The sequence below is a fragment of the Capnocytophaga sp. oral taxon 323 genome, assembly GCF_001278825.1.
Lineage (GTDB): Bacteria > Bacteroidota > Bacteroidia > Flavobacteriales > Flavobacteriaceae > Capnocytophaga > Capnocytophaga ochracea.
Genome location: NZ_CP012589.1, coordinates 1,946,694 through 1,963,449 on the forward strand (window position 1 = coordinate 1,946,694; position 16,756 = coordinate 1,963,449).

Below are 16,756 nucleotides of genomic sequence, written 5' to 3' on the forward strand. Positions count from 1 at the left end.
TTTCCTTCCGATACACTCAGAGTCTCTCTGAGAAGTTGTTTATCAATACTCAAAAAATAAAAATACGTCCTTTTTGTTGTTTTTTTTCGGCAGAGTTGCTACTTTTGCAATTTAACTACTTAATGTAGAGAATCATTTTTTTAATGTTACAAAGCAATTCTTTTAGGCATTTATTTTGGAGTTCAGTGGATAATTTCCTACAACAAATATTGAATTTTGTAGTAGGGATTATTTTGGCTCGTATCCTCGTGCCTGAAGATTTTGGTCTTATTGGTATTGCTACCTTCTTCATTACTGTAACAAATGTTTTGGTAGAAGGAGGTTTTGGCGCGGCACTTATCAATAAAAAGAACACTACACAAACCGATTATAGCACTATCTTCTTTATAAACATAGGTTTTTCAGTCTTTTTATATCTACTCCTCTATGTCTCATCAGCAGGGATAGCCTCTTTTTTTGGTAACCCTCCTATTCAGCCTCTATTAAAGTTATTAGGACTTAACATTGTACTAGTTTCTTTTGAGCTCATACATCGCACTATACTTATAAAAGAATTAGCTTTCAGAAAGATTGCTGTTGTTTCGTTCATTTCTGTAACTATCAGTGCCGTTTGCGCTATCGTAATGGCAAAAAGAGGCTGGGGTGTGTACAGTTTGGTGTATAGAGTGCTTATTGGAGAAGCTATTACAGTAGCACTTTTTTGGATTTTAAATAAATGGCGCCCCAGTTGGTTGTTCTCTTGGCAATCGTTTAAACAGTTGTTTTTGTATGGAGGGAATTTGCTGTTTTCAAACCTGCTAAATATCCTCCAAACTAATATTTACTACGTGTTTATTGGTAAGTTTTTTAGTGCAAGTGCTTTGGGTTATTACACTCGTGCAGTAACCTTTCGCGATTTGTTTTCTTCCAATATTTCTACGATTGTAAAAAAGGTAAGTTTCTCAACTCTTTCTAAGGAAGAAAATCTCAAAGCTAAAAGTGATAAGTTCTTTTTTTTTGAAAAGGTTACTTTCTTATTGGTGAGTTTTGTGAGTTGTGTGCTATTTTTTGCTTCAAAGGAGATAATAATTATTATATTATCAGAAAAATGGACAGAAAGTATCCCGATATTACAAATCCTTTCCCTTTCAGGAGTCTTTATAGTGCTTTATAACTTAAATATCGATTATTTTGCGGTATTAGGTGACACTAACCAATATTTGCGGATAGAACTCATCGGGAAACTGCTCATTATTCCCGTTCTTTTGATTGCCTACTGCGGAAGTTTTCAGTGGGTGCTCTACGGAATTGTAATCCACAGTGTGATAATGTTCCTTTGGGTGAGTTTCTCTCTTGATAAAGTGCTCAAAGGAATTTTAAAGCATCAGTTATGGAATCTGCTGAAAGTAGCCATTATATTTGTAGGGCTATTATTGATAGCCTATTTTACCCGAGCTATTGAATTTCATAATTTATACCTCTCTTTTGTGTTAAAATGTTTAGTGATAGGGTCGCTTTTTGCTGTGTTTTATGCAAAGGAAGTGAAACAAATTATGTATAAAAATAAAGAACAATGATTGCACCATTAGGAATTTCAGAAGCGTATTTTAAGCTATTGTATAACGTTGGTTATGCACTAATGGCTATTATAGCCCTCGTTTGGGCATACCAAAAGGATAGAGGTAATGAAGATAAATTACCCTCTTTTATTTCAAAACACGCTTTACCTTTCTTTGTGCTTTATTTTATTGCGATTGTAGGGTTTAGAGACGTGAGTGTAGGTACAGATACGGTAAATTATCACTACTGGATGGCAGGCGATGTACCTCCGATTGTAAAAATAGAGGTAATGTTCAGCTGGTTGATGGCAGGATTGAGTAGTATAGGCGCTCCTTTTTCGGTATTTTTACTAATAATTGCAGGACTTTTCTACGGAATCACAGCCTATGCTTTGAAAAACTTAAGTAACAAATACCAAGCAAATGCTTTTTTTGTTTTTTTCTCCTTTGTGTCATTGTTTTTTGCAGAGAGTTTAGCCATTAATATTATCAGACAAGGACTTTCTTTAGCTTTTTTAATATTTGCTTATAGTTTATGGGAAAGAAAGCAATACACAGCTTATTTATTTCTATTATTAGCCTTTATTACCCACACCACTGTAATAATTCCTATTGTTGTATTTCTGCTATTGCAATTAATAGCTAAAAGAATTCCATTGTACTATTTTTTAGCCTTATATGTATTGGGGATTGTTTTAGCCTATCTAAATATAGGGCTGTTAAATATTGCTTCGGTTATGGAAGTTATTTTGCGGAAAGACCCAGGGCGATTTAGTACTTATTTTCTAAATGATGATGGCTTATATCAAGTGGGATTCAAGCCACAATTTGTAGCTTTTACCACGCTATTTCTGGGGATAGGGCTCTATATGCGTAAGCAATCGTTTATGGTAGCGAGTGCTTGGAGCACCTCTTACGACCAGCTTTTAAAATACTTTATAAGCGTAAGTTTTCTGTTTTTTATGGCATTCCAGATTCCGTATTCCGACCGTTGGGGACTTTTTGCTTGGATAGCTATTCCGTTTATTGTACAGCCTTGTTTTTCGAAAGACTTTAAACCTAAGACCGCCGTGATTGCTTTTTTCATTTTCCTATACGCCTTTTTCACTTTGTACAACACTTTAAAACACGCATAGATGGTAACCATTGGACTCCCTTTTTACAATGCCGAAAAGTATTTAGCTTTAGCCATTGAATCGGTATTACAACAGACCTATACCAATTGGGAATTGTTGCTATTGGACGATGGAAGCACTGACAATTCTTTATCTATTGCTCAAAGCTATGCTCAGAAAGACAGTCGTATAAAAGTAATAAGCGATGGAAAGAATAAGAACTTGGCAACGCGACTCAACGAGCTTCCTTCTCTTGCGCAAGGACTTTATCTTGCCCGAATGGACGCTGATGATATAATGCACTCTGCTCGCATTGAAAGACAATTATCAGTATTGAAAGCTCACCCCGAGATAGATGTACTCGGCACTAATGCCTATATCATAAACGATGAGAATGCCGTAACAAGCACGCGATACCCTATCACTCCCAAAAATACTTTAACACGTGTAAAAAGCTTTATACACCCTACCATCATAGCTAAAAAACAGTGGTTTTTAGAAAATCCTTATGATACCAAAGCGCTTCGAATGGAAGATGCTGAACTGTGGTACCGCACCCACTCAAAATACCATTTTGTGCGTTTGAATGAGCCTTTGATGTTTTATAGAGAAGTAGGCAATAACTATTACAAGAAGTATTTTTTAGCTCAGCAAAGTAAAGCCTATATTTTTAGTAAATATCCTAATGAAAGCTATTGGAAACACTATTTTAGAGCGAATTTTCTCAAAGGTATTGTATATAGAATAGCTCATATTTTTGGTATGGAGCAATGGCTTGTGAATAGGCGCAATGTAAAAATCAACCCTGTAAAACCTTATACAGCTTATCAAGATGAAAACAAAACTATTTAGAACTGCCACTGTACCCTCGTCTTTAAACTCACTGCTAAAAGGGCAACTAAAGTTCTTGAACGAGACTTTTGAGGTAACTGCTATTTCGGGTGAAGGAGAAGACTTGGAAGAGGTAAAGAGGCGAGAAGGGGTAAATACCTTTGCTATCGCAATGTCGCGCCCTATTGCTCCCTTGAAAGATTTGAGTTCTCTACTGAAACTTTATCGCTTGTTCAAGAGGGAAAAACCTACTATAGTACATTCTATTACTCCAAAGGCAGGCTTATTGAGTATGCTGGCTGCAAAAATGGCAGGAGTACCTATCAGGATACATACTTTCACCGGACTCATTTTTCCCACTCGCAAAGGTGTAATGCAACGGCTACTCATAGCGATGGATAAGTTACTATGCTGGTCGGCTACCGATATATATCCCGAAGGTGAAGGAGTAAAAAGAGATTTACAGCGATTTCATATTACAGCAAAACCCTTAAAAGTATTGGCTAATGGCAATATCAACGGGATAGATACCGATTATTTTTCTAAAACACATTTTTCGGCTACTGATAAAGCTACTTTACGAGCATCCTTAGGCATAGGAGCAGATGATTTTGTATATGTTTTTGTAGGAAGATTAGTAGGTGATAAGGGAATTAATGAATTGGTTACCGCTTTTCAAGCACTGAAACAGCAAACAACATCTCCTATAAAACTGCTATTAGTAGGCAGACAAGAAGCTCATTTAGACCCCTTGCAAACAAAAACATTAAGCGCCATAGATACAGACCCTGATATTATATCCGTAGGAGAGCAAAAAGACGTACGCCCTTATTTAGCAATAGCCAACTGTTTTGTATTCCCAAGTTATCGCGAAGGCCTCCCCAATGTAGTATTAGAGGCAGGTGCTATGGAATTACCTTGTATCGTAACCGATATCAACGGTAGTAACGAAATTATTATAGAAAACAAAAACGGACTTATCGTTCCTCCTAAAAATGCAGAAGCTTTTAAAAAAGCAATGACGTTATTATTAGATGATAAGCCGTTGTATCATAAGTTAAAGAGTAATAGCAGATCTTTGATAGAACAACGATATCACAGGGAAATGGTATGGCAAGCCTTGATAGAAATGTATAATAAGTTATTAAGTGTTGCTTCTTCTAAAAAATAGTTGTACATTTGCACGATTCATAAAAAACTTATCTACAAATGAATATAGATGTTAAAATAAATGACAATTTTGAGACGGTTGACTTTTCTATTGTAAAGAAAGAAGAAACGACCAACCGTTATCATTTTATCAACAAAGAGAATAATCAGGTTTTATTGGAAGTAGAGACTGATTTAGAAAATAAAACACTTAGAATAGTTTCAAAAACAGTAGATATTAACGAGGAAGAATTCAATGAAATTAAAGGAGATGCTTTTGTTAAGATTATAGAATTGGAGCAATCGGGGATTAATAATTCTGAAGGAAGTATTAGTACTGAATACAAACCTTATGACCCTGAAAAAATAAAAGTACGTACTGATAAAATCTCGCTTGCACAAATAAGTGTAATGATAGATAATGGCGATATAGACCTTACCCCTGCTTTTCAGCGCAATTTGGTATGGGATCCTTTTAGAAAGTCGAGACTTATAGAATCTATCTTACTACGTATTCCCTTACCAATGTTCTATTTTGCAGAAGAATTAGAAGGAAATCTTACAGTAATAGATGGTCTACAACGTATTTCAACCATTAAAGAATTTATAGATAATAAATTCCCCTTAAGGAATTTGCAATACTTAGAAAACTGTGAAGGGAGATATTTTAAAGACGAAGGTAATAAGAAAGGATTAGAAGCTAAATATGTACGTTGGTTTAATCTTACTAATATTTCAGCAAACATTATTGACCCTATTTCTCCTTCTCAAGTAAAATATGATATTTTTAGGCGTATCAATACTGGAGGACGCCCACTAAATAATCAAGAAATTAGAAACTGCTTGGCAGGACAAGGATTGCGCGATACGCTTAAAGTAATGGTAAGTACTACTGAGTTTAAAACTGCGACAGATAATAGTGTAAGAAGCACTCGTATGGACGACCAAGAACTTGCTCTGCGTTTTTTAGCTTTTGAGGAGCTTTTTAGTCGTAATGGCAATATTAATGATTACAGTGGCTATATGGAGAGTTTTTTAGATGATTATACCCAACTCCATCAAAAAGATGTACCACAAGATTTTGAACAGAAAGTACAGTTGTTTGTAAATGCAATGAAAAATGCAAGTTATCTGATAGGTGGTAGATATGCTTTTAGAAAAATACTACCAGATACTACTACTAGGAAACAAATACTAAACAAAGCTCTTTTTGTAGTAACTTCTCTATTGCTTTCACAATATCCTTATGAAAAAGTAGCTATTTATAATAAGGAAGGACAACTGATAGAAGTTATTGCAGATAAAATATTTGAAGATAGTAAACTATATAATTATCTCTCATACAGTACTAACTCAAAAGCTAATATGTTATATATTTTTGATACGTTTAACGATTTATTTACTAAAAATATAGAAATATGATAACCTTACACATCCAAAATTTTAAATGTTTTAAGAAGACTGAAATACCTATCAACCAACTGACAGTATTGGCAGGAGGGAATGGAAATGGTAAGAGTTCTGTTATCCAAGCACTTTTATTACTGAGGAGGACCCTTGAGAAAGAAGAAGAAAATATTGAACTAAACGGAGCGTATTGTCTGAACTTAGGGAATAGTTATAATCTAAACTCTGGAACAGAAACAATGATGATTGTACTAAAAGAAAACGATAAGGAGTTAAAAGTGTCATATGAAAAAGGGGAAGTGATTTTCAATATAATTTCTAATAGATTAAGAAATACTTATCAAGATAATCCATTGTCTTTTAGAGAGTTTTATTATCTTAATGCAGAAAGAATAGGGCCTAGAATTTCACAGCCACTTAATGCTTTTCTTTTTCCTAATACAGGATTTCAAGGAGAGTATACAGCACAAGTTATTAAAGAGCTTGATAATAAAGGTACTACATTTAAAGTAGATGATGCTCGAATTTTAAATGATGAAAATTATAATTTTGGAGCTCTTTTTGTTAGAAGAGTAAATGCTTGGTTAGCATATATATTAGACGGAATTACTGTTGAGGCTTATATTGATAAAGATACACATACATCAAGGCTTGAAGTGGAAAATGCTTTTTCAAAAGGTAATCCTACCTCACCAACCAACACAGGGTTTGGGATTAGTTATGTTTTACCTATTATTGTTACTTGTTTATTGGCTGAAAAAGATAGATTGCTAATCATAGAGAACCCAGAGGCGCATTTGCACCCTGCAGCACAATCTAAAATAGGGTATTTCTTAGCTAAAATGGCAAATGCTGGGTTGCGTATAGTAGTAGAAACCCATAGCGACCATATAATCAATGGTATACAGCTAGCGGTAGCTAAAAAAGAAATAGAAAGTAGCCATATTACTATTAATTATTTTGATAAAGGAGAACAACAGCCAGAAGTACACCCTATCTCAATGAATGAGAAAGGAGAACTTGATAAATGGCCTAAGGGCTTTTTTGACCAAACACAAATTGACTTTGCCGAACTTATAAAATTACGCCGAAATGTTTAACTTTTATTTAGCCAACATAGGGTATGAAAATGCAAGTGTTGCAGAGTTGGAAGAAAATTTTAAAACTCTTAATATAATAGTAAAGGAAGCTAAACCAGAAGACACTTTTTTAAGAAGCGATACTTTTTGGTATATTGAAACGTCTGAAGGAATATTTTGTGAAATAATAGCTACTTTTACAGATGGACAACTTATAGGCACAGTGTGTAAATTATTGGAAAGTATCTCTTCAGAAAAAGATTTTCGTACACTTGATGAAATAGATACTTATTATCCTCAAAAAAAGAATGCTTTTTGGGGAGCGTGCTTTGAAGAAGAAAATGAGCGACATATTGACACAGAAGAGAAATATCATTTGTTTAAAAAGCAAAAGATACAAGATATTACCAAGGGAATTGAGATTTGGGAAAGACAGTCGTTGCTTTTTAAAAGAATAGAGTTATGTCCAGGAGTAAAAACTCAATTGAAAAGTGTTGGTAGTATTAAACAAATATTAAAAACACTTTTACTATTAGATGACTATTGTGTAACATCTTGGAATAATGGAAGATTTAACGAAAATGAAGCAATGAAGTTTAATTCAGTATTAGACATTTCTACTGAATCAACTTCGACAAATAATAATAGCAAAAAGAAACAAGAGAGACTATTCAAATTACCTAATGGTAAAACAGAATATTTTGATTTGCACATAAAACCAAAGGAAAATTTACGTATCTATATTTTCCCTGATAATCTCAAAATATACATAGGTTATATAGGAGCTCATTTGCCAATATAAACCATAAAAAATACATTATTAAAATGATAAAAAAATATATAACTCTTTTAGGGCTCTGCTTTACTGCCTCACTACACGCTCAACAACAGCCCGTGGATTATATCAATCCGCTGATTGGCACTTCTAACTTTGGTGCTACCCACCCTGGGGCTATTGCTCCGCGCGGTATGCTTAGCATTTCACCTTTCAACGTGGCTTTCGATACTACTGGCGTAAAAGCTCCGCTTGAAAAAGACAGCCGCTGGCTTTCAAATCCTTATGTAAATGAAAATAAATTCTTCACGGGGCTTACTCACGTGAACCTCAGCGGGGTGGGCTGTCCTGAACTGGGGGTGATTATTGCAATGCCTACCACTGGTAAATTGGAAATCAATCACCTAAAATACGGCTCAACCTACCAAAAAGAAGTCGCCAAAGCGGGTTATTACAGCAATTTCCTCACTAAATACCATATCAAAACCGAAGCTACTGCCACCACCCGCGCAGGTATCACTCGTTATCACTTCCCTAAAGGAGAAGCTAACTTGCTCATCAATCTCGGACTCGGACTCACCAACGAAAAGGGCGCGATGCTGAAATTCGTATCGCCTACCGAGGTGGAAGGAATGCGTATGGTAGGGACTTTCTGCTATAACAGTCCGGAGCTGGCATATCCAGTGTATTTTGTAGCCAAAGTAAGCAAAGTAGCACCTTCTTATGGCGTTTGGCATCAGCCAGAAAAACACCAAGGGGTTGAAGCCCAATGGATGTGGTACAATGGCGAAACTCGTCTCAAAGAACAATTCGCTCGCGAGGTAGTAGGCGATAGTATTGGGGCATATTTCCGCTATAAATTCGACAAAGAAGAGGTGGTGGAACTAAAAGTGGGCATCTCGTACGTGAGCATAGCTAACGCTCGTGAAAACCTTGAGAAAGAGATAGGCAACCGCACTTTCAACGAGGTGTACACCGCTGCCCGCCAAACGTGGAACGATGCCCTCCGCGCTACCGTAGAAGGCGGTACCGACGACCAAAAAACGATATTCTACACAGCACTTTATCACGCGCTTATTCACCCGAATCTCCTTAACGATGTGAATGGCGATTACCCTGAGAGCAAGACTAACAAAATAGGCAAAAATCACCAGCGTTATACGGTGTTCTCGCTTTGGGATACCTATCGCAATTACCACCAATTGCTCACCCTGCTCTATCCCGAACAGCAATTGCAAATGGTGCACACGATGCTCGATATCTACAAAGAAAGCGGCTGGCTACCTAAATGGGAACTCAATTCTACCGAAACCTTTACGATGGTAGGTGACCCTGCCAGCATAGTATTAGCAGATACTTACCTGCGCGGACTTACCGATTTTGATATACAAACTGCCTACGAGGCGATGCTAAAAGGAGCGAATACGCTTGAAAATAACCCTATACGCCCAGGAGTGAAAGAGTATTGGAAGTTGGGTTACCTGAGTGTAGATGGGGGTGTAAAAGGACCTGTATCTACTACCCAAGAGTACAATGCTGCCGACTTTGCCATTGCACAAATTGCCAAGAAACTCGGCAAAAAAGCCGATTACGAGAAGTTTAATAAACAAGCCTTTTCATATAGAAAGCTATTCGATAAAGAAACCCATTTATTGCGTCCGCGTCACGCCAATGGCAAGTGGTATGCGCCTTTTAACCCCGAAAGTGGAGCTAACTTTGAAGAAAATGTGGGCTATATAGAGGGCAATGCGTGGCAATACGTATATATGGTAACCCACGATGTAAAAGGAATGATCAAGCTAATGGGCGGTGAAAAACCTTTTCAAAAGCAACTCGACCATATTTTCGACAGTAAGCAGTACGATATGGCAAACGAACCCGATATTGCCTATCCGTATCTCTACAACTTCCTAAAAGGCAAAGAGTGGAAAACCCAACAGAAAGTAGACCAACTCATCAATGAGTATTTTCAAAATAAACCTGCGGGGCTCCCAGGCAATGAAGACACAGGAGTAATGTCGGCTTGGCTCATTTATGGAATGGCAGGTTTCTATCCTATTACTCCCGCTGAGCCTAACTATACTTTCACCTCGCCTAAGTTTACTAAAATCACCCTCAAACGCAATCCGCAGTACTATCCTGCTGGTGATTTGGTAATAGAAAGTAATGCTTCGCCTGAAAACATTTACATTAAGAACATTTACATCGACGACAAGCCTTACAAAACCTATTTTATCAGTCACGAGGCGCTGAAGAATGCAAAGAAAATACGATTTGAGTTAGGTACTATGTAGGGGCGAATGGCAATTCCCCACCACTGGTGCGAGCTTGTAGCTCGTGCCAAACAAATTAACACATCGACAAATCTCCTTTGCGTAATTCGTCACTCGTAATTCGTCACTCGTAATTCGTCATTCGTAATTATTATGCGTAAACTTCATTTAATTCTTTCCCTGATAGCAGGGGTATTCATACTGCTGGGAGCTCTTACGGGGGTTATCTTGGCAGGTGAATCGGTGTATAATCAAACGTTGCCTTACAAAAGTGTAGCGTTTGAAAGCACTACTCTTGCCCAAACAATTGCCGTTTTAAAGGAAAAGAATATAGACGTCCTTAAACTCACTATCGACCGCAATCATTTTGTGCAGGTGGAGACTGCTGAGGGCGAAAAACTCTTTATCCATCCACAATCGGGGGAAGTCATCAAAGGAAATTACAAACCCTCGAAGTTTATACAGTTCGTCAAAACGCTACACCGCTCGCTCTATATGGGCAAAACGGGACGGGTGATAATGGGGCTTACAGCCTTGTGTTTGTGTGTAGTAGCCTTGTCGGGTATATGGCTCATCGCCCGCAAACAGCAACGCTGGGGCAGGTTCTTCCACAAGCTCCCGCAAGAGAAATTCTACAATCATTACCACAGTACTCTGGGGCGCTGGGCGCTCGTGCCTATCTTTATCATCGCCCTCACAGGGGTGTATATGATGCTCGAAACAGTGGGAGTGTTTCCTAAGTTCAAAACCGAACACAATTACGATGTTAGCACACTACAAGAAACGCCCGCAAAACCCGCTAAAGACTTCTCCGTTTTCCAAGTGCCTCTCGCCGAAGTGCGCCAAGTAGAATTTCCTGCTTTTGAAGATGTAGAAGAGGTCTATAAAGTAGATTTCATCGATAAAAATATAGTAGTCAATCAGTTTACGGGCGAGGTGATTAGCACCTCCACCTCTCCTTATAAAGGCTTGGCGTATTTGGTGCGCACCCTGCACGTCGGCAAAGGGCATTGCCTCTGGGCGACCGTGTTGTTGCTCTCGTGTGTGGCGCTGTTGTTCTTCCTCTACTCTGGCTTTGCGATGACCCTCAGAAAACGAAAGAAGGGCATCAACAATCCGTTTGATAAAAGCGAATGTGAATATATTGTGTTAGTAGGCACCGAAGGAGGCACCACCCGCAAATTTGCTATCCTTTTTCATAACGAACTCCTCCGTTTGGGCAAACGTTCCTACCTCACCGATATGAATGCCTATACTCGTTTTGCTAAAGCAGAGCAACTCATCGTATTTACTTGCACTTATGGCGATGGTGAGGCGCCTATCAATGCGACTCACTTTGCGCAACTATGGGCGAAATATCCCCCCGCACAACCTTTGGCGTATAGCGTACTCGGTTTTGGCTCTGATGCTTACCCCGATTTCTGCAAATATGCCAAAAAAGTAGACCAACTTTTGTCGGCTACTGCACAAGCAGAATGTGCGCTGCCTTTGCATACCGTAAATGACCAAGATTTCGGTCAGTTTAAAGCGTGGGCAACGGCTTGGGCTATGGCACAAAAGCTCTTTTTGGCTTTGCCTGATGATTTCAAAGTACAGCCTCAGCGCAAACCGCTCTCTTTTACGGTAACAGAGAAAACGCCCGTAATGGACGACGATATTTTCCTAATAGCGCTACGCCCGTCTCCAAAAAGTAGTTTTGCCTCGGGCGACCTCTTTGGCATTACTCCTGAAGACGGACGTGAACGACTCTATTCGGTTGCTAAATATCAAGGAGATGTGTGGTTGAGTGTGAAGCTACACTCACAAGGGGTAGTGTCTAACCTGCTGAACAATTTGCAAATAGGCGATACATTGCAAGCTGCTTTGGTAGCCAAAAAACATTTCCATTTTCCTAAAAAAGCACCTCAAGTGGTCTGTATTGCCAATGGTTCGGGGATGGCGCCCTTTATAGGAATGATAGCCGAAAACACTAAAAAGAAACCCATCACCCTGATATGGGGTTGCCGCCGTGAAGCCTCTTTGGAAATCTACCGACCTTATATAGAACAGTTTACTCGCGAAGGAAAGATAGCCAACTATTGGCAAGCCCTCTCGCGTGAAGGGGATAAATTCTATGTGCAAGACATCTTGCAAAGAGAAGCTCCTTTCTTTGCTGAACTCCTCAAAAACAAAGGAATTATAATGATATGCGGGTCGGTTGCAATGGAGAAAGCGGTGACCGAAGTCTTAGAGGCGATTTGTAGAGAACATTTAGAAAAACCGCTGAGCTACTACCAAAACAAAGGACAAATAAAATCTGACTGTTATTAATTCAAGTAATAATATGACAACCCATTCTTTATATACTACGCTTACAACTTCAATAGAGGAAGTGAAGTTACTTTTTGAGGCGCATTCACCTTCGGCTTTGCCCGTGTGTGAAGGGAATTCTTTTATAGGGGTACTCCGCAAAGAAGCAGTGGAAGGGGTAGCTAAAGAGGCGTTAGTAAGTGATTATCAGTATGCGTTAGAACGCTTTTTTGTATCGCTAACTGCTACGTGGGATACCGTAATAGAGGCTTTCGCTTCCTATCACACCGATATGCTCCCCGTAATAAATGAGACTCAGCAATTTATAGGTTATTACTACTTGGGAGACTTTATACAACAACTCACCAAAACGCCTTTTATACAAGAAGCGGGTCGGATACTCATCTTAGAAAGAAGTGTTCACGATTATTCTTTTACTGAAATCAGTAGGATAGTGGAAGAAAATGGAGGGAAGGTATTAGGGATTTACCTCTCCAATCGCACGGAAGACAATGTGCATATTACGCTCAAACTCATCACCAACCGACTCTCGGATATACTACAGGACTTCCGTCGTTATGGCTATGGTATCCTTACCGAGAAAGACGACGATCACTACCGCCAAGAACTCAAAGACATTGCTGATTACTTTGAAAAATACTTAGACTTAGGCAATAAGTAATAGATAAGAGGTAATAATAATCTTTAACTAAAATATTATGAAACGTTTTTTAATCACTGCTATGCTTTTAAGTATTTCGGCATTTAGCTATAGCCAAATAGCCGTAGGGGTGAAAGTTGCTAATCCGTTTGTAGCAGTTAATGTAATGAAACATCAAATTGCAAATACACCAAAGGGAATTAGAAACGGAGGAGGTATTTTTGGTGAGTTTTATATAGGGGCTTTTAATATAGGAGCTTTTATGCGAATACCTCTAAAAACACATTGGGCACTACAAACCGAAGCGTTGTTCAAGCGTGAGGGGGTTTGGTTTTTTCATCAAGAGGAAACAATAGAAGAACTTCTCTCTGATCGCGGAGTATATAAATTTTGGTATGCTGAGGTTCCTATCCTGTTACAATGGGAGGGAAAGCGCACCGTAAGAGGGTTTGCTCAATTAGGAGTGGCTCCTAAATTCTTAACTTCAGCAAAGTATTCTGCTGTTTTAGAAAAAGACGACCATAATGTTACGAGCTCTTTTAATAGGGTTGTTCTCAATTTAAATGTTGGGGGAGGTGTTTTATGGAACAGAAGAGATTGGGTTTTTACTGCTGATGGAAGACTCGCTACCAACCTTACACCACTTACTTCTGAAAAGAACACCCCTGATATTGATTTCACTAAGGCACAAAGCTATTATTTTGCGTTTTCTTTAGGGGCAGGTTACAAGCCTTTTAAAAAGAAAGTGTTGCCTTTAGAAAGGGCTACTCCTCAAGAAGAGCTCCCAATTATTATCAAAGATAGTATTCCTGCTGAGGTGAATACACCACAAGAACAAGAATTTTAGTTTTTTAACTCATATATTATGAAACGTTTTTTAATCATCATCATTTTTTTGAGTGTTACTACATTTAGCTTTGCGCAAACGGCTATAGGGATAAAAGTAACGGATCCTCTATCGGCTGTTAGCTTAATAACTCCTTTATATACAACAGCCAATGTTGATCTGAAAACCTACAATGCCTTTGTTAGCCTTGGAGGCTTCGTTCGTATTCCTTTAAAAGAGCGTTGGGTATTACAAAGTGAATTGCTTTTTAAGCACGAAGCTGTGCGTTTTAGAATAGAGAATAGCAGCAAAGATTCTTATTATAGGTTTGAATACCTGGACGTGCCTTTCTTAGTACAATACGAAGGTAAGAAAGCGTTTAGAGGTTTTGGTTTTGTAGGTTTCTCACCTAAAATCCTCTTCTCTTCTTCTTTTTATGATGCCTCTAAAAATGTTACTTACGGAGGGAGTTCCCAATTTAATACAGTGATGTTGATAGGACATATTGGAGGAGGTGTGCTATTTGAGCGCCCTAAATGGATTTATACAGTTGATGCCCGTTTTTCTACCAATATAACGAACTTAGCATCGGGAAGCCGTACAGAATATATAAATTTTGATAAAGCGAGAACATTTGTGTTTAGCATTTCGTTGGGGGCAGGCTACAAACTCTCTAAAAAGATGAGAACTATTCCTCAAGAAGAGCTCCCAACAATTACTAATGATAGTATTCCTGCTGAGGTGAATACATCACAAGAACAAGATTTTTAATTTTTAACAACATATATTATGAAACGTTTTTTAATCACCATCGTTTTTTTGAGTGTTGCTACACTCGGTTTTTCTCAGACAGCCATAGGGGTAAAACTTAATAATCCTTTGGCAACGGTAAGCGTTATAACTCCTAAAACAGCCAATGAAAGCTATAATATAGAGTATTTTGGGCATTCAGGAGTTTTTAATACAGGCGTATTCTTCCGCCTTCCGCTCAAGACCCATTGGGTATTCTTACCCGAAGTGATGTACAAACGCGAAGCTATTCCTTTTCGTCCCGAAGGTTCTGATTTAAAACTATCCGACCGTCATTTTATTCGTTTTGATTGCTTAGAAGTACCTATTTTACTACAAATAGAAGGTAAAAAGAAATTTAGGGGATTTGGACAAATAGGAGTAGCTCCTAAATTCTTACTTTTAGCCTCTTATTCCGAGAAACAATACAGTGAAAAGTATGATATCACCTCACATTTCAATAGTGTTATGATGAATTTGCATTTAGGAGGAGGTGTGATGTGGGAATTTCCTAAAATCATCCTTACTGTAGACGGTCGTTTTTCTACCAATCTATCGCCTCTCACCAATCAAGAACCTACTCCTTATCTAAACTTTAAAGACGCTCAAAGTTATTACTTTGCCATTTCGGTAGGTGTAGGTTTTAAACTTTCTAAAAACAGACCTTTACAGGAGCAAGAGCCTCCTGTAATTGCACCTCAGCCTGAGAGTACAGCACCTGTAGAAGCACCTACTCAGGAGACAACAGAGGTGAGAGAAGAATAGAAAAGTTTGAGAGGCTACCCAAAAATATTTTAAACTCTTCGGGTAGCCTCTCAATTGCTAACATAAATATTCTTATTTCCTTATTTCAGTTCTCTGATAAGATACATATACACCGGGAAGTGGTCAGAATATCCCCAAGTGTAATTACCATTGCTCATACTGCGGAAAGGATATCCCTTATAGCGCCCTTTGGGGTTAGCCAAATACGAGCGATTGAATATCCCCGTTTTCCAATAGCGGTAACTGCTCTTATCTTCTTTTAGCAAATCATAAGTAAAGTAAAACTGGTCAAAAAGATTCCATCCGTCCTGATAGGCTAACGTTCCCATTCCTTTTTTCAGCATAGCCTCCATAGGGTTAAATAACTCTCCTTGTTTTACATCTTCTTTTTTGTCTTTGGTCTTTAACACATTCTTAAAGCCTGAGTTAATAGGGTCGTCGTTAAAGTCACCCATTGCTATCACTTTAGCATTAGGGTCTTTGCTGAGGAGTGAATCTATAATTTTCTTGTTCAAAGCCGCCGCTTTTTCACGACTGGGTCTACTTTTAGCTTCTCCTCCAAAACGCGAAGGCCAGTGGTTTACTATAAAATGAATCATTTCACCGTCCAATTCACCACTTACTAACAGTTGGTCGCGAGTGTAAAGAGGCTTTCCGTCATCTTTGGTGAGGTATAGAGAGTGTGGAAATGAAGCAGTAGGTTTAAACACGCTTTTCTTGTAGATGAGGGCTACATCCACCCCACGAGCGTCGGGTGATTCGTAATGTACAATCCCATAATTATATTTCCTCAAATATTCGGTATTGATAAGGTCTCTCACTACCGCTTCGTTTTCTATTTCGGCAAGACCTACTATATCGGGGGCGTGTTTGGTAACATCACTTCCTATCTCCGAAATTACTTTGGCTATCTTGTGTACGTGGTCGTTATACACCTTACTCGTCCAGCGGTCAGCTCCCTCAGGAGTGCGGTCATCATCAAACTTATGAGGGTCATTAATCGTGTCGAAAAGGTTCTCAACGTTGTAAAAAGCAACGGTTCTCACAGCAAACTTCTTTTTTTCTTGTGCGTTTATGTAAGGTGTCATCAAGATGAACGACACCATTAAAAATACTATTCTTTTCATCTATATTAGTTTTAATTTGTTAGTCTTTAGTTATCTCAATGTTTTATTGCCTCTCTTAAAATCTTATCCTTCCTCATTTCCTCATTTGCTAACTTTCTCATTCCCTAATTTTCTCATTCAATTGCCTGTCGT

The 16,756-nt window shown here is 38.3% G+C and carries 14 protein-coding genes; 13 read left to right on the plus strand and 1 reads right to left on the minus strand.

Translation table 11 applies throughout. The features are described 5' to 3' along the window. Positions 1-209 precede the first annotated feature (209 nt). The 13 genes from AM608_RS08400 to AM608_RS08460 all read left to right on the plus strand — a co-directional run bounded on the left by AM608_RS08400 (position 210) and on the right by AM608_RS08460 (position 15,497). Positions 210-1,556 (plus strand): lipopolysaccharide biosynthesis protein, encoded by a 1,347-nt coding sequence (locus AM608_RS08400; RefSeq protein ID WP_253273462.1) that lies wholly within the window; start codon positions 210-212, stop codon positions 1,554-1,556. Further along, positions 1,553-2,674, plus strand: coding sequence for an EpsG family protein (locus tag AM608_RS08405; RefSeq protein ID WP_053581421.1), 1,122 nt, complete (start codon positions 1,553-1,555; stop codon positions 2,672-2,674). Before AM608_RS08400 ends, AM608_RS08405 begins: the two co-directional genes overlap by 4 nt. Next, the gene (locus AM608_RS08410; protein ID WP_053581422.1) at positions 2,675-3,505 is read left to right on the plus strand and encodes a glycosyltransferase family 2 protein; all 831 of its coding nucleotides are present in this window, start codon (positions 2,675-2,677) and stop codon (positions 3,503-3,505) included. After that, positions 3,486-4,655, plus strand: coding sequence for a glycosyltransferase family 4 protein (locus AM608_RS08415; protein ID WP_053581423.1), 1,170 nt, complete (start codon positions 3,486-3,488; stop codon positions 4,653-4,655). Before AM608_RS08410 ends, AM608_RS08415 begins: the two co-directional genes overlap by 20 nt. Positions 4,656-4,693: 38 nt before the next feature. After that, positions 4,694-6,055, plus strand: coding sequence for a DUF262 domain-containing protein (locus AM608_RS08420; protein ID WP_053581424.1), 1,362 nt, complete (start codon positions 4,694-4,696; stop codon positions 6,053-6,055). After that, positions 6,052-7,140, plus strand: coding sequence for a DUF3696 domain-containing protein (locus AM608_RS08425; protein WP_053581425.1), 1,089 nt, complete (start codon positions 6,052-6,054; stop codon positions 7,138-7,140). Before AM608_RS08420 ends, AM608_RS08425 begins: the two co-directional genes overlap by 4 nt. Continuing rightward, positions 7,133-7,921 (plus strand): hypothetical protein, encoded by a 789-nt coding sequence (locus AM608_RS08430; protein ID WP_053581426.1) that lies wholly within the window; start codon positions 7,133-7,135, stop codon positions 7,919-7,921. The genes AM608_RS08425 and AM608_RS08430 overlap by 8 nt, the downstream gene beginning before the upstream one ends. Before the next feature lie 23 nt (positions 7,922-7,944). Next, positions 7,945-10,188: a GH92 family glycosyl hydrolase gene (locus AM608_RS08435; RefSeq protein ID WP_157466291.1), complete on the plus strand. Its 2,244-nt coding sequence runs from the start codon at positions 7,945-7,947 to the stop codon at positions 10,186-10,188. A gap of 132 nt (positions 10,189-10,320) precedes the next feature. After that, positions 10,321-12,477: a PepSY domain-containing protein gene (locus tag AM608_RS08440; RefSeq protein WP_053581427.1), complete on the plus strand. Its 2,157-nt coding sequence runs from the start codon at positions 10,321-10,323 to the stop codon at positions 12,475-12,477. Positions 12,478-12,490: 13 nt separating this feature from the next. Further along, on the plus strand, positions 12,491-13,138 hold the full coding sequence (locus AM608_RS08445) for a CBS domain-containing protein (protein WP_053581428.1): 648 nt from the start codon (positions 12,491-12,493) through the stop codon (positions 13,136-13,138). Between the two features lie 37 nt (positions 13,139-13,175). Beyond that, positions 13,176-13,964 (plus strand): porin family protein, encoded by a 789-nt coding sequence (locus AM608_RS08450; RefSeq protein ID WP_053581429.1) that lies wholly within the window; start codon positions 13,176-13,178, stop codon positions 13,962-13,964. A gap of 18 nt (positions 13,965-13,982) precedes the next feature. Continuing rightward, positions 13,983-14,714: a porin family protein gene (locus AM608_RS08455; RefSeq protein WP_053581430.1), complete on the plus strand. Its 732-nt coding sequence runs from the start codon at positions 13,983-13,985 to the stop codon at positions 14,712-14,714. 18 nt (positions 14,715-14,732) lie between these two features. Then, positions 14,733-15,497: a porin family protein gene (locus AM608_RS08460; RefSeq protein ID WP_053581431.1), complete on the plus strand. Its 765-nt coding sequence runs from the start codon at positions 14,733-14,735 to the stop codon at positions 15,495-15,497. Between the two features lie 80 nt (positions 15,498-15,577). Here AM608_RS08460 and AM608_RS08465 read toward each other — a convergent pair whose 3' ends face one another. Next, positions 15,578-16,624 (minus strand): endonuclease/exonuclease/phosphatase family protein, encoded by a 1,047-nt coding sequence (locus AM608_RS08465; RefSeq protein WP_053581432.1) that lies wholly within the window; start codon positions 16,622-16,624, stop codon positions 15,578-15,580. Positions 16,625-16,756 lie beyond the last annotated feature (132 nt).

What these genes read in the sequence shown, in the direction of transcription:
- AM608_RS08405 (WP_053581421.1), top strand. Translation starts at nt 1,553, where the DNA reads ATGATTGCACCATTAGGAATTTCAGAAGCGTATTTTAAGCTATTGTAT.
- AM608_RS08410 (WP_053581422.1), top strand. Translation starts at nt 2,675, where the DNA reads ATGGTAACCATTGGACTCCCTTTTTACAATGCCGAAAAGTATTTAGCT.
- AM608_RS08415 (WP_053581423.1), top strand. Translation starts at nt 3,486, where the DNA reads ATGAAAACAAAACTATTTAGAACTGCCACTGTACCCTCGTCTTTAAAC.
- AM608_RS08420 (WP_053581424.1), top strand. Translation starts at nt 4,694, where the DNA reads ATGAATATAGATGTTAAAATAAATGACAATTTTGAGACGGTTGACTTT.
- AM608_RS08425 (WP_053581425.1), top strand. Translation starts at nt 6,052, where the DNA reads ATGATAACCTTACACATCCAAAATTTTAAATGTTTTAAGAAGACTGAA.
- AM608_RS08430 (WP_053581426.1), top strand. Translation starts at nt 7,133, where the DNA reads ATGTTTAACTTTTATTTAGCCAACATAGGGTATGAAAATGCAAGTGTT.
- AM608_RS08435 (WP_157466291.1), top strand. Translation starts at nt 7,945, where the DNA reads ATGATAAAAAAATATATAACTCTTTTAGGGCTCTGCTTTACTGCCTCA.
- AM608_RS08440 (WP_053581427.1), top strand. Translation starts at nt 10,321, where the DNA reads ATGCGTAAACTTCATTTAATTCTTTCCCTGATAGCAGGGGTATTCATA.
- AM608_RS08445 (WP_053581428.1), top strand. Translation starts at nt 12,491, where the DNA reads ATGACAACCCATTCTTTATATACTACGCTTACAACTTCAATAGAGGAA.
- AM608_RS08450 (WP_053581429.1), top strand. Translation starts at nt 13,176, where the DNA reads ATGAAACGTTTTTTAATCACTGCTATGCTTTTAAGTATTTCGGCATTT.
- AM608_RS08455 (WP_053581430.1), top strand. Translation starts at nt 13,983, where the DNA reads ATGAAACGTTTTTTAATCATCATCATTTTTTTGAGTGTTACTACATTT.
- AM608_RS08460 (WP_053581431.1), top strand. Translation starts at nt 14,733, where the DNA reads ATGAAACGTTTTTTAATCACCATCGTTTTTTTGAGTGTTGCTACACTC.
- AM608_RS08465 (WP_053581432.1), bottom strand. Translation starts at nt 16,624, where the DNA reads ATGAAAAGAATAGTATTTTTAATGGTGTCGTTCATCTTGATGACACCT.